At 44.9% G+C, this 14,557-nt stretch carries 10 protein-coding genes; 2 read left to right on the forward strand and 8 right to left on the reverse strand.

The genetic code is table 11. The annotated features are described in order from the left end of the window. Positions 1-7: 7 nt before the first annotated feature. From murD to mraZ, 7 genes are read right to left on the reverse strand one after another with little or no spacing between them, the layout of a single operon-like run. The gene (murD, locus tag IE165_RS02445) at positions 8-1,381 is read right to left on the reverse strand and encodes a UDP-N-acetylmuramoyl-L-alanine--D-glutamate ligase (RefSeq protein ID WP_189625021.1); all 1,374 of its coding nucleotides are present in this window, start codon (positions 1,379-1,381) and stop codon (positions 8-10) included. 1 nt (position 1,382) lies between these two features. Next, positions 1,383-2,627, reverse strand: coding sequence for a phospho-N-acetylmuramoyl-pentapeptide-transferase (gene mraY, locus IE165_RS02450; protein ID WP_189625022.1), 1,245 nt, complete (start codon positions 2,625-2,627; stop codon positions 1,383-1,385). 9 nt (positions 2,628-2,636) lie between these two features. Then, positions 2,637-4,091: a UDP-N-acetylmuramoyl-L-alanyl-D-glutamate--2,6-diaminopimelate ligase gene (locus IE165_RS02455; RefSeq protein WP_189625023.1), complete on the reverse strand. Its 1,455-nt coding sequence runs from the start codon at positions 4,089-4,091 to the stop codon at positions 2,637-2,639. A 5-nt stretch (positions 4,092-4,096) separates the two neighbouring features. Further along, positions 4,097-6,217, reverse strand: a complete 2,121-nt coding sequence (locus tag IE165_RS02460) for a PASTA domain-containing penicillin-binding protein (RefSeq protein ID WP_189625024.1) — start codon at positions 6,215-6,217, stop codon at positions 4,097-4,099. A gap of 19 nt (positions 6,218-6,236) precedes the next feature. Next, positions 6,237-6,644 (reverse strand): FtsL-like putative cell division protein, encoded by a 408-nt coding sequence (locus IE165_RS02465; RefSeq protein ID WP_189625025.1) that lies wholly within the window; start codon positions 6,642-6,644, stop codon positions 6,237-6,239. A 10-nt stretch (positions 6,645-6,654) separates the two neighbouring features. Further along, the gene (gene rsmH, locus IE165_RS02470; protein WP_189625026.1) at positions 6,655-7,569 is read right to left on the reverse strand and encodes a 16S rRNA (cytosine(1402)-N(4))-methyltransferase RsmH; all 915 of its coding nucleotides are present in this window, start codon (positions 7,567-7,569) and stop codon (positions 6,655-6,657) included. Beyond that, positions 7,562-8,035: a division/cell wall cluster transcriptional repressor MraZ gene (gene mraZ / locus IE165_RS02475; protein WP_189625027.1), complete on the reverse strand. Its 474-nt coding sequence runs from the start codon at positions 8,033-8,035 to the stop codon at positions 7,562-7,564. Before mraZ ends, rsmH begins: the two co-directional genes overlap by 8 nt. 580 nt (positions 8,036-8,615) lie before the next feature. Between mraZ and aspS the strand changes: the two genes are divergently transcribed. Continuing rightward, positions 8,616-10,367 carry an aspartate--tRNA ligase gene (gene aspS / locus IE165_RS02480; protein WP_189625028.1) on the forward strand — a complete coding sequence of 584 codons (1,752 nt, stop codon included), beginning with the start codon at positions 8,616-8,618 and terminating at the stop codon, positions 10,365-10,367. Positions 10,368-10,676: 309 nt separating this feature from the next. Then, entirely contained in the window at positions 10,677-12,008 is a 1,332-nt protein-coding gene (locus IE165_RS02485; RefSeq protein WP_229826296.1) for an LUD domain-containing protein, read from the forward strand. Here the strand turns inward: IE165_RS02485 and priA are convergent. Next, the gene (gene priA / locus IE165_RS02490) at positions 12,002-14,482 is read right to left on the reverse strand and encodes a replication restart helicase PriA (protein ID WP_189625030.1); all 2,481 of its coding nucleotides are present in this window, start codon (positions 14,480-14,482) and stop codon (positions 12,002-12,004) included. The two genes, IE165_RS02485 and priA, sit on opposite strands and share 7 nt — an antisense overlap. Between the last annotated feature and the right edge of the window lie 75 nt (positions 14,483-14,557).

Raw genomic sequence — 14,557 nt, forward strand, 5'->3', positions numbered from 1 at the left:
TAGGTCCTTACAAAGCCATCACAGCCTCTTTAAACTTATCACCGCGTTCTTCGTAGTTCTTGAACCAGTCGAAACTAGCACAGGCAGGTGACAATAACACCGTATCTCCTTTTTTTGAGAGATGCGACGCTATTTCAACAGCTTCCTGCATGGACGAACTGTTTACAATAACATCCGTATCGTCTTCAAAAGATTCGTGAATGCGGGTGGTGTCCTTTCCGATGCATACGATCGCCTTTACTTTTGCTTTCACCAAGTCTCGAAGCATTTCATAATCATTACCTTTATCAACACCTCCAATGATGAGGATAATATCCGGAGAAAAGCTTTCCAAAGCATACCATACCGAGTTGACATTCGTTGCTTTGGAATCATTGATATAATTCACACCACCTATACAGGCCACATGCTCCAAACGATGCTCGATATTAACGTAGGAACTCATGCTCTCCATCATCGTCTTGTTCCGCAATTCCATCGCTTTGCCAATAAGGCCGGATGCCATGTTGTTGTAGACATTGTGTTTCCCTTGTAAGGATAGCTCTTCTATATTCATCGCGAAAATTTCTTTGTTAGATATGTTAATTACAATATTTTTATGTTCGTCCACGTAAGCTCCCTGCCTTACCATCTCTTTCTGCGAGAACGGAAGGTGTATCGCCTTCGTATCATATAATGAAAGAGCTTTAGCGGTCTCTTCGTCATCGAGACAGTAGATAAAATAATCCGCTTCGGTTTGGTTACGGACTATCCTAAACTTAGAGGCCACGTAGTTCTCCAATCTGTAGTCGTAACGATCCAAATGGTCCGGTGTAATATTTAGGATAACGGCTATATCAGCTCGAAAATGATACATATCATCAAGCATAAAACTCGAAATCTCCAATACGTAAACATCGTACTCCTTCCGCGCTACCTGCCATGCGAAACTCTTTCCAATGTTACCGGCCAAACCTACATTAACGCCTTCTTTTTGCAGCATGTAGTAGGTTAGCATTGTCGTTGTAGACTTACCATTAGACCCTGTGATACAATACAACTTCGAATCGGTATATTGCGCAGCAAACTCGATCTCCGAAATCACCGGAATGCCTGAGGCTTTCAATGCCTTCACCAATGGAGCCTTTTCTGGTATGCCAGGGCTTTTTACTACGAGCGCTGCCTGCAGGATCCGCTCTTCACTGTGCAGAAGCTCTTCGAATGCAATCCCCTCTTGCAAAAGGGTCGTTTTATAGTACTCAGCGATAGCTCCCTTGTCGGAAACAAACACCTCAAAACCTTTATCTTTTGCCAACACAGCGGCCCCCACCCCGCTCTCGCCGGCACCCAGCACCACCAAAAAGCCGGACTGTGGATAATATGTATGTGCTATATTGGGCATATTATCTCGTTTTTAAAGTGACAATGGTTAAAATGGCCAAGATGATCGATACGATAAAAAACCGCATCACTATTTTTGATTCATGATATCCTTTTTTCTGATAATGATGATGCAGCGGCGACATCAGAAAAATGCGGCGGCCTTCCCCATACTTCTTTTTTGTGTACTTGAAGTAAGAAACCTGCAAGATCACCGATACATTCTCTAATAAAAAGACCCCACATAACACGGGTATGAGTAATTCCTTGCGGATAAGTATAGCAAAGGCTGCAATGATTCCTCCGATCGCCAAGCTACCGGTATCTCCCATGAAAACTTGGGCAGGAAACGCATTATACCACAGAAATCCTGTACAGGCCCCCACGAAAGCGCCTGCGAAAATCACTAGCTCGCCCGAATTGGGTATATACATGATATTGAGGTAGTCAGAAAAAATGACATTACCAGACACGTAGGCCAAAATAGCCAAGGTAATCCCGATGATCGCGGAGGTTCCTGTAGCCAAACCATCAATTCCATCGGTGATGTTTGCGCCATTGGACACTGCTGTAACAATAAACACAACGACAACTAAAAACACGATAAATGTCAGCAAAGAGCCATTTAGTCCAAAGATGCTCAAGACCTTTGCATAATCAAACTCGTTATTCTTGTAGAACGGTATGTTCGTTTTTGTGGACTTTACATTCTCCGCGTAGTAGCGTTCTCCAGTTTGCGTATCTGTCATAATTTGGACAGCGCGTGTCGAGGTGGGATTGGTGACCTCCTCTCGCGATACAATATCGGGATGAAAGTACATGGTTATCGCGATCAACGTCCCTAATCCAACCTGGCCAATAACCTTAAATTTTCCTGCCAGTCCCTCCTTGTTCTTCCTAAAAACTTTAATATAGTCATCCAAAAAACCGATTGATCCCATCCACACGGTTGTGACGATCATGACGAGAACGTAGATATTATCTAGTTTGGCAAACAAAAGTGTCGGAATGAGGATCCCCGCGATGATAATGAGTCCGCCCATCGTGGGTGTACCGGCCTTTTGCTTTTCCCCCTCCAGCCCAAGGTCCCGAACCGTCTCGCCGACCTGACGATTATGCAGCGCTCGAATAAGACGCCCGCCAAAGACGGTGGTAATCATTAACGAAACAATAACAGCCATGGCCGTTCGGAAAGAAATGTACTGAAAAAGACCCGCACCAGGAATGTGTACGTGCTCTTGTAGCCAGCTAAATAAGTAATATAACATTCGCTTCTATTATTGTTCGTTAAATGTGTGTTCTAAAATCTCTTTATCGTCAAAATGATGACGTTGCCCATTCACTTCTTGGTATTTCTCGTGACCTTTTCCCGCCACAAGGATAATATCACCAGGCTGTGCCAAATGGCATGCCGCCCGGATAGCTTCTTGACGTTCTGTAATCGTAAACACATTTTTCCGGTCTGTTAGCGCTACCCCGGCTTCCATATCCCGAATGATAGCGGATGGATCTTCTGTCCTCGGGTTGTCTGATGTTAGGATCACTCTGTCGCTCAGCCGCACAGCCACAGCCGCCATTTCCGGACGTTTTGCCTTGTCGCGATCGCCACCGCAGCCCAATACGGTTATAATCTGTTGATTGATCCCTCTAAGTTCACGAATGGTCGACAACACGTTGTCCACAGCGTCCGGGGTATGTGCGTAATCCACTATACCGGTAACACCATTTTTGGAGCGTACCACCTCAAAACGCCCTGCTGCACCCGCAATTTCACTCATGGCGGTCAAGACCTTCATGGTTTCCTGCTCCAGCAAGATCGCTGCACCGTATACCGCCAATAGATTGTATGCGTTAAAACCGCCCACCAATTTCACCCACAACTCGTGCCCATCAATATGCAACAGCATACCGTCAAAGTGGCTTTCCACAATGCGAGCCTTGAAATCGGTCATATTTCTCAGACCGTAGCTTTTTTTGTGCGCAAAAGTATTCTGCAGCATAACGGCTCCATTTTTATCATCCACATTGGTCAGCGCAAAAGCATAGCGATCCAAATCATCGAAAAACTTCTTTTTTGCTTTGATGTAGTGATCAAATGTGCCATGAAAATCTAGGTGATCGTGTGTAATATTCGTAAATATCCCCCCTGCAAATCTCAAGCCCGCAATTCGCTGCTGCACGACAGCATGGGAACTTACTTCCATAAAACAGTAGTCACAACCATCATCTACCATTTCTTGGAGCAACGCGTTCAGCGCGATCTGGTCTGGCGTGGTGTGCGTGGCAGAAATAATGCGATCTCCGATCTTATTTTGAACCGTAGAAATTAGTCCCACATGATATCCTAAAGCTGTAAAAAGATTAAAAAGCAACGTAGCGACGGTTGTTTTGCCATTGGTACCGGTAATACCTACAAGTTTCAATTTTTTGGACGGATCGCCGTAAAAATTAGTAGCCAACAAACCCAATACATAGGCCGTATCATCCACCAAAACATACGTTACGTCCGTGCGGATATCAGCAGGTAACTCTTCCACCACCAGCACCGAAGCGCCCCGCTCCAGCGCTGTATCGATATATAAATGTCCATCCGTATGCAGCCCACGAACTGCTACAAACATGCCGTTCTTGACAACTTTCCGTGAATCGAACGATATAGCTTGTACATCCATCTCGATAGCACCTTCGAGTTGCTGCACTGGAATAGCATGTAATAATTCTTTCAGCTTCATACGTATTAATTCAGTGCCAAAACAATTGGCGTACCTACTTTCATTTTTACCCCTGCAACCAACGACTGCGTGACCACCTTGCCCTTTCCGGATATCTTGGTTTTAAAGCCAGCGTTTTCCATGGTAAACACCGCATCGGAAAGCCCCATGCCCAAAACGTTGGGCACCACTCCCTCTTTAATCTTCACTTCCACAAATGGTATTCCTTTCGCCGAAGAGTCAATGGATTGGGCCAGTGCGGTCCAAGCTGTCGGATGAAAGCCCAATGCTTCATAAACGGCATTAGATGCTTCCTTAGAACCACCCAATGTTAGCGGCGTCCTAGACCCCGCTACATTGACCTTTCTACCAGCGAAAGTGCCGTGCAAAGAGAGGTCGTTCGCGTATACCATATCGGCCAACTCTTTAAATACAGGTCCGGCAATCGCCCCACCGTAATAGCCTTTGCGCGGATTTCTAATAACCACAATTATTGAGTACTTCGGATTTTCAGCTGGAAAATAGCCCGCAAAAGAAGACTGGTATCGCCTAGCGCCATACCCTCTGGCACCATCGTTCATCTGTGCCGTTCCCGTTTTTCCTGCTGAGCTATACAACGGAGAGCTCAGCTTCTTGCCTGTCCCTTCCGTCATCACCCCTTCCAACATACCCTGCACCTTATCAACAGCCGCTTTAGACGCAATCTGTTTGCTAATCACGCGAGCCTCGAAACGTTCCACGGTATTTCCTAAATGGCGAATCTCCTTCACAAAAAGAGGAGCTACCATTTTACCATCATTCGCCACGGCATTATAAAAAGCCAGCATCTGCAGCGGCGTCAGCCGCAATTCATAACCGTAGGCCATTTGCACCAGCGATAGCTTGCTCCAAGTACGGCTTTCTGGCGTCTTGACCCAAGGTTTTACTTCACCAGGAATCTGTAAACCTAATGGCTGCCCCAATCCAAAATGATGGAGCTTCGCTGTGTATTTAGCTGGGTTATCGCCATAGTGCGTATGCACCAATTTCGCTACGCCCACATTGGACGATTCCTCAAAAGCCTCTTTTACGCTAAGCACCGATTTCTTTGGGGCATGTGAGTCTTTGATTGTATGCGACGGAACTTTGTATGTCCCGTTCCCTATGTCCACCTTAGTAGACGTATCAACTAATCCATCATCCAGCAAGGCTAGGTAACTGGCCAATTTAAATGTCGAACCGGGATCCGCACCTTGTGCAATGGCATAATTATATTTTTCGCGAAAGACCCCTTCAGCATCTCTTGTGAAATTGGCAATAGCCCTAACCTCGCCAGTTTTTACCTCCATCAAAATCACGCAGCCATTATCGGCGTCACTGGCAACGAGTTGTTTTTCCAAGGCTCGTTGCGCCATATCCTGCATATTGACATCAAGGGTGGAAATAATATCTGAGCCATCGACAGGCGCCACTTCCACTTCCCTGCTTACAGGCACCCAGACCCCTCCTGCTATACGTTGCATGAGCTGAGAACCACTCTTTCCGTCGATGTAGGAACCGTAAGCCCCCTCCAAACCAACCAAAACAGTATCCCCTTTTGTGTTTTTATAGCCAATGGTCCTCGCAGCAAGATTTGTAAATGGCAGTATTCTTTTGTTTTCCCTTACCGTAACCAAGCTGGTCGCATATCTCTTTTTGCCCTCTTTGAACGAGTGAAACAGTGGAAAACCTTTTATAATTTTCAAATCTTGATGGGACACATTACGTTTTAACAACATATAGCGTGCTTTCTTCGCTCGTGCACCTTTCAACTGTGTCAAATATTGTCGGGCGGACTTGTCCCCAAAATGGTTTGCGAGGCGCGTGGCCAGCGAATCGACCTTTGAATTAAAAACATCGCTTTCCTCGTGTGGAATGGACATCGCATCAAACCGCAATTCATACTCAGGAACGGAGGTAGCCAACAGACTACCATCATTTGAATATATATTACCACGTGCTGCCTCAATAGAACGTTCCCTTATCGTGAGGCTATCGACCATAGCGCGCCATTCACCCCCATCCACATACTGCAGGTGAAGCAGCTTCCCGAAAACCAACAACGCTCCAAACACCATCAGCCCGAACGCCAGGTACACCCGAATGAGTATCGATTTCCTAATATTCATATGACTACGTGTTAACGTGTTATTTATTTTCTTTAACCACCTCTATCTTGATAGGCGGCTCCATACGCTCCCTTAATCCTAATGTATCTGCCCGTTTAGCAATTTCAGTCTGTGTCGTTAATTTCATCAACTCCGCAGACAGCGACTTATAGTCCCAGCTCAACTCCTTCACGTCCCGCCCTAACCGATCGATAGACCGCACCGTGCGTTCGGCCAAATGCCGATTAGAGATATATAGCAACCCCAACAGCGCCACAAAAGCCGCAAATGGCAAATTTTTAGCTACCAAATAACTGGAAAGCTTTTTTGTCGAAAAAATAGATCGCAGAAAATGCTGCGTCTCCACAACCTTTCGCTCAACCGATTCATTCATTTTTTCCTGAACCTCTTCGCTTAGCTCCTTGTCTTTTATCGTATTTTTCGACATCACAAAAAAATTAAACTACCCGTTCAGCAACACGCAATTTTGCACTACGCGATCTGTTATTATCAACCAACTCCGCTTGTCCAGCAGTAATTGCCTTCCGACTAACTATTTTAAATGGCTTTATTTCATTTCCAAAAAAGTCCTTTTCTACTTCACCTTTGAATTTGCCCTTCTGCATGAAGTTTTTAACCAAGCGATCTTCCAAAGAATGATAGGACATGACTACCAAACGACCACCGGGACGTAGCACCGGCACCGTCTGTTCAAGGAAATCCTGCAGAGCCACCAATTCTTGGTTAACCTCAATCCGTAGCGCTTGAAAAACCTGTGCATGGTACTTATGCTCTTTACCCTTCGGCACCAAACGCTTGATCACCTCCTTCAATCCAGCAACCGTTTGAATTGCACCAGTCAAACGAGCTGTAACAATTGTTTTAGCCAAAGAACGAGCATTTTGAATTTCTCCATACATACCAAATATCCTGTGCAGCTCTTCTTCCCCGTAGGTATTCAAAACCCGTTTAGCATCTAAATCCGCCACCTGGTCCATCCGCATGTCCAAATCAGCATCGAAGCGAATGGAAAAGCCACGTTCAGCCGAATCGAATTGATGAGAAGAAACGCCCAAATCAGCCAACACCCCGTCTACCTGCTTGATTCCCAGTAAACGTAAATTATTTTTTAAGAATTTAAAATTCTGATGAATCAACGTAAACCGAGGATCGTCGATCGCATTTTTCACCGCATCAGGATCTTGGTCAAAAGCAATCAGTCTGCCTGTTGCACCCAAATACTTCAGGATTTCCCGCGAATGACCACCACCGCCAAACGTCACATCCACATATACTCCATCAGACTTAAGCGCCATAGCTTCCATACACTCCCGCAACATAACAGGCACGTGGTAAACCGAAGAGCTATCCATCCAGACCTCCTTCCAAATCAAAACCACCCATCACTTGCTCCGCCAAATCGGAAAAATCCTCTTCGGACAATGCACCTAGCTGCTGATCATATTGCGCTTTCGACCACACTTCTATCTTTTCTAAATTACAGGCCAGCACCACATCCGAAGCAACCTCTGCATACTCCAACAAACTTTTCGGCAACAAAACCCGACCAGCAGCATCTAATGCCAACTCCGTCGCGCCACTCATGAACTTACGGACAAAATCCCTGTTTTTTGGCTGAAACTGATTAAGCCTTGACAACTGCTTCAGAATTTTATTCCATTCTGCACGCGTATAAATGACCAAATTTTTCTCGAAACCACGATTCACAACAAGCCCTTCCCGCTCTACATCCGGCAACTGCCTTTTGAGCGCGGCAGGAACAACCATTCTTCCCTTGGTGTCCAGCTTGCATTCGTATTCTCCAATCAAATAGTTCATCCTCTATGAGCCTAATCAAATTTTAATGTAAAAGTATACACTTTCTCCCACTTTCCCCCACAAACTAACACAAAAAAGTTTTCCACATTAACACAGGCCTTCGAAATACGACTGAACATCGATCAATAGCATATATAAAATAATGAATTACAATTAATTAAATCATTAAATTAACCACCTGCATTTCAACCAAAAGCCGTGGTCAGCAGCACATGCAAGGAATGGCAATACGCCGTAAAAAGCGGTAATTTAGCTTAACTATACTCAAATATCTTGCTCGGTGGGGGAAAGTGGAGAAGAATGTTAATCTTAGCATTATTTGTAAACGGGGGCGTTCGTATACGTAGCTAACGAAGGCTTCCAATCAACCGTACGCGCATCGGCAAGTATTTTTTTCTAACGGCAGTTCTTTAATTACCCGATTAAGGCTTTACCGTTGGTAATACCGTGTGCTTTCCTGACAAACTTTCGTTATTGTCACTGAAATCCGATATTTTTGCGTGAAATCTTGTTGAGGCGAACGCGCATTGCGTATCAGGACGTCTGCACGATTTTATTATTTTTTTAATTTTCATTGAAGATGTATAGAAGTCATAATTGCGGCGAATTACGTATAGCCGATATAAATAGGGAGGTAACACTTGCGGGTTGGGTTCAAAAATCGAGAGATAAAGGGTTTATGGTATGGGTGGATTTGCGTGACCGTTTTGGTATCACGCAGTTGATCTTTGACGAATCGCGAACCAGTACCTCTATCATGCAGCAAGCAAAGGGTTTAGGGAGGGAGTTTGTCATCCAAATAAAAGGATCGGTCATCGAGCGTGAATCCAAAAACAAAAACATAGCGACTGGCGATATCGAAGTATTGGTAAACGAGCTTACGGTGTTGAACGCTTCTGAGATTCCGCCCTTTACGATAGAAGACGAGACCGATGGCGGGGAAGATATTCGGATGAAGTATCGTTACCTCGATATACGTCGCAATCCAGTCAAAAACAGTCTGTTGTTCCGCCATAAAGTAACCCAAGAGGTACGCAATTACCTATCAAACTTGGACTTTTGCGAAGTGGAGACCCCTTACCTTATAAAATCAACCCCTGAAGGCGCTCGAGATTTTATTGTGCCTTCACGAATGAACCCGGGCCAGTTTTATGCGCTACCACAGTCGCCCCAAACCTTCAAGCAATTATTGATGGTTGGGGGATTGGATCGCTACTTTCAGATTGTTAAATGCTTCCGCGATGAGGATTTACGTGCTGATCGCCAGCCAGAGTTTACACAAATTGATTGCGAAATGTCGTTTATTGAACAAGAAGACATATTGGATGTCTTTGAGGGATTGACAAGACATCTATTAAAAGCTATCCATAAGATCGAAGTCAGCAAATTTCCGCGCATGACATTTGATGAAGCCATGCGTACCTACGGAAACGACAAACCGGATATTCGCTTTGGCATGAAATTCGGAGAACTTAACGCCGTTGCTCAGCATAAAGATTTTGCGGTTTTTAACAATGCAGAATTAGTTGTCGGCATCGCCATACCGCAAGCAGCTTCGTATACCCGGAAACAGATAGACGAACTTATCGAATGGGTAAAGCGTCCTCAAGTAGGAGCATCTGGAATGGTCTATTGTAAATGTGAATTGGATGGCAGCTATAAATCATCTGTAGACAAGTTTTACGATCAAGCGGATCTTTCGAAATGGGCCGAAGCAACGGGCGCTGTAGCGGGAGATCTCATCGTCGTACTATCAGGTCCTACTTTGAAAACCCGCACGCAGCTAAGTGCATTGCGTATGGAAATGGGCAACCGTCTAGGTTTGCGAAAGCCTAATGAATTTGCTCCTTTATGGGTCATAGACTTTCCGCTATTGGAATGGGACGAAGACAGTGCACGCTACCATGCCATGCATCATCCGTTCACCTCACCAAAACAAGAAGATATCCACTTGCTGGACACCAACCCCGGGAAGGTGCGTGCCAACGCTTATGACCTTGTATTAAATGGCAACGAAATTGGAGGCGGCTCGATCCGTATACATGATAAGGAAACACAAGCGCTGATGTTTAAGCACCTAGGCTTTACTGCCGATGAAGCGCAGGAACAATTTGGCTTTCTAATGAACGCTTTCCAATACGGTGCGCCACCTCACGGTGGACTGGCCTTCGGTCTCGATCGCTTGACAGCCATCCTCGGCGGACAAGAGACGATTCGAGATTTTATTGCTTTCCCGAAAAATAACGCGGGTCGCGATGTGATGATCGACGCGCCTTCTCCTATCGCCGGCAGCCAGTTGGAAGAGCTCAGTATTGCTTTGGATCTCGATTAGCACGATAGGAGCTTTGACGCGTTCTTATAGGCTTTTTAAACAGGCGGAACTTGGTCCAAAAAGGGTATTTCAATTTCTTTTTTGGACCATTCTGACCATGTCATCACCCGGTTGTGCGCATATTTTGTATCACTTGGCATTTTCTTTGCGCTGTCCTTATCAAAGCGTACAGCAGTTTTATTAAATCGACCTTCATTTAAGCACATAGCAAAGCTTTTTGTCGTCCTTTCAAAATACTAGACTGATCATATGGCGCGGCAATTGGCAGACATATTTATTAACGAAAGCACAGTCAAACAAATTGACACTATGCGTAGCGACATCACGAAGAGTAATCTAGACAGCTTTAAAGAAGCACTAGCTGACGGAACGGAGAAATTTTTCGACCTAGAGAACTCCAAGAAAAAAGCACACCTCACCAAATGGAAGGCGACTGAAAACTTGGACCGGTATCTGTTGGATTTCGAAGCAAACTTTACTCGCCGTGGCGGGAAAGTTATATGGGCAAATGACGCAGAGGAGGCACGGGAAGAAATAAGGCGTATTCTTGCGAATCAGGAAACAAAAGCTATAGTAAAGACCACTTCGGCAAGCTGTGAAGAAATTGGTTTATTCGACTTTCTTCATGATAAAGGCTTTGACCCCGCAGAAACAGATACCTTGGCATTTATTAAGCGGCTATTCCCCAAGGAGTCGTCCACTTGGACTTTCCCTCCTTCTCTAGTAAACCTTTCAGCTATCATCCAACAGTTTCACGAAAAATTTCAGACACCGATCGATAGCAAACCTGAGCAGCTTATCGAAAAGGTAAACCAACTTATTCGAGAAAAGCTTAATCAAGCTGAAATCGGTATCGCCGGAGTTGACTTTTTAATCGCGGACAGCGGTAGCATCGGCCTTACAGAAAACGAGGGTAATGCCATGTTGCTCAGCTCGTTTTCAAAAATACAAATCTTCATTGCGGGAATCGATAAGATTGTTCCTTCTGTTCAGGATATGGACTTATTTTGGCCTTTGCTCGCGTCGTATACCAACGGACAAAGTCCGGCAGTATACAACAGTATTTTGAGTGGTCCGCGACAAGCAGGCGAAGTGGATGGGCCGGAAGCAATGTATGTTATCCTGCTGGACAATGGACGCAGCAATCTATTAGCAAAAAAAGAACAACGACAAGGTTTATATTGTATACAATGCAGTGCCTGCCGTTATATTTATCCTGTTAACAGCGGCGGTGGAACACTTATGGATGACAACGTACACCCAGGACCTATCGGCTCCATGGTTGCGCCACATATGAATACGACAAAAGACCTCAGCCATCTAAGCTTTGCATCGCCCTTAGATGGCCAAGCATCCGTCATATGCCCTGTTCGGATAGAAATCGACAAAATGTTGTTATTGAACCGTAAGGAAGCTGTTGAACAAAATTTAGTGAGGAAATCAGAGAAAAGGTTTTGGGGTGGCTTTGCTTATTTGTTCCTACGCCGGCGTTTACTGGATTTTTTTGGACATAAGACGAAAAACTTTCTCTTTCAGCATCTCTTGAAAAAAAGCTGGGGAAAAGAGCGCAGCTTGCCGCGTGTAGCTAAAAAGTCTTTTGCGCAGCAATGGCAGGATCAGGAGAAAAAAAAGAATCAATAGGGATCCACATCAATAGCGATACGGATTCCTTTGTTACTTTTATCCATTTCAAACTGCAAGATGGCCTGCTGAATCAACTCCTTAACTTTTGCAATACTCACATTGTTCCGCTCCACTTTTAATGTGATAGTTTGAATGAAATAATTTCGAACACGAGACACCAAGGGGGGTTCGGGCCCAAGCACGCGACTGCCTAAGTTGCCGCGCAACAAATGGGCCAATCGCTGTGCTCCATCGTGAGCACGCTGCATATCGGCATCTCGTAAATCGATCTTTATCAATCGATAAAATGGGGGGTATTGGTAGTTCTTCCGTTCCTTCACTTCGGTCAAGAACATCCTTTCGTAGTCGTGTAGTATAACTTGTTCCAATACCCGATGGTTAGGCGAATACGTCTGAATCACCACACGCCCATCTTTCTCTCGCCTTCCGGCGCGTCCCGCCACCTGAGAAAAAAGTGAGAATGCCCGCTCGTAAGCACGAAAGTCTGGAAAATTAATCATGGCGTCCGCATTGATAATTCCGATAAGACTAACATGACCGAAATCCAGTCCTTTGGCAACCATTTGTGTACCAATCAAGATATCAAATTCTTGATCGTCAAACGCCGTAATAATTTTGTCAAATCCATATTTTCCCTTTGCCGCATCCAGATCCAAACGTCCTATACGTGCCTGCGGAATAAGTAGTTCCAACTCCTCTTCTACGCGTTCCGTCCCAAATCCTTTACTTTCAATATGTGGCATACCGCATGCCGGACAGACTTGAATAGGAGGCTCGTTATGTCCACAGTAATGACAGTGCAAATGATTGGTCGACTTGTGGTAAGTTAAACTCACATCACAGTTTATACATTTAGCTACCCAACCACATGTACTACATTGAACGAAAGGTGTATGCCCACGTCTGTTTTGAAAAAGGATAACCTGCTCCTTTCGCTCCAAAGCTTCGCTTATTGCTTGCAGCAAAACTCCGCTAAAATAGGAGAACATCTGTTCCTTTCGCCCTTCCTCAGCAATATTTACAACATGAATATCAGGGAGTTTAGCATCTCCGAAGCGTTCTTTAAGTTCTACCAACCCATATTTATTTGCTTTTGCGTTAAAGTAGCTCTCTATCGACGGTGTTGCCGAGCCGAGCAATACTTTGCCATGATGTAGATGTGCGAGGTATATTGCTGTATCCCTTGCATGATAGCGGGGAGCGGGTTCATATTGCTTGTAGGAACTCTCGTGCTCCTCATCCACAATTATCAGCCCCAAATTTTTGAACGGTAGAAATACGGCGGAACGGGCTCCAATAACGACATGATATTCGCCGCTCAAAACTTTGTGCCATACTTCAGCGCGTTCGTTGTCATTAAACTTGGAGTGGTAAACGCCGAGTTTATCGCCGAAATGCATTTTCAGTCGATCTGTAATTTGCGAAGTCAAGGCAATTTCTGGCAATAGATAGAGGACATTTTTCCCCGACTCGATTACCTGTTCAATCAAACGGATGTAAATTTGTGTCTTACCCGAGGCGGTAACGCCATGCAGCAGCACGACATCTTTTTGTTGAAAAAGTGTATTTATTTCGTCAAATGCTTGCTGCTGTTTCTCATTAAATACAAACGTGGTCGTGATTTCGACATCCTCTCCGCCCAAACGGGACACGACTTTTTCCTCCACATCGAAGATCTCTTTTTCAATGAGCGATTTGACAATCCCCGCGCTGACACCAGCAGCCTCCATGATATCTTGCCTTGTCACCTCTGCCTTAGATTTACGCAACTGGAGAAACGCCAGTAGGGCATCTTGCTGTTTTGGGGCACGGTTCAGTGCATCCATGAGTACGCGCATATTTTCCGGATCCGCGAAGGCCGTTGCAAGACGCAAGAAGGACTTACGTTTCGGCTTAAAGCGGTCTTTGATCTCTTCCGAAATCAAAATGTAACCGTGATCAAAGAGCGACTTTAATAAGGGGAAAACCGTTTTTTGACCAAGAAGTTTTATGATATCGTTAACAGTAAGCTCGCCGGCTAAGTCTAACGCCTCCATAACCAAATAGCCTTTATCAGACAAAAGAGAACGGTCGAGCTCTGCGGTGTCAGCTGCTACGATCTTTGTTTCACTAGCCATTTTGAGAGCCGCAGGCAAGGCTGCTTGCAACACTTCGCCAAGATAACACATATAATAACTCGCCATCCATTCCCACAAGGCCAGCTGGCTGCTGTCGACAACCGGCTCATCGTCAATCACATGCAAAATATATTTAGCCTCGTAAGTTAAGGGAGCTTCTTTAGACACTCGATGGACAACCGCCGCATAAATTTTGTTGCGACCAAACTGCACAATTACGCGTTTGCCAATCGACACGTCTTTATTCCACTCTACCGGAACCCTATAGGTGTAAGTTTTCGCTATATGCAAAGGCAAAATAACCTCTACAAAAAGGGTTTCTCGATCTGTGCTAAACAAAGTGGTGTCAGACATATGAACAAAGGTAGAAATCCTGTGTGATATCTTCCCCATATAAAACGGCGTGAGGAAAATAAAGGATTTACAAAA

This window comes from Sphingobacterium griseoflavum, from assembly GCF_014653155.1.
Lineage (GTDB): Bacteria > Bacteroidota > Bacteroidia > Sphingobacteriales > Sphingobacteriaceae > Sphingobacterium > Sphingobacterium griseoflavum.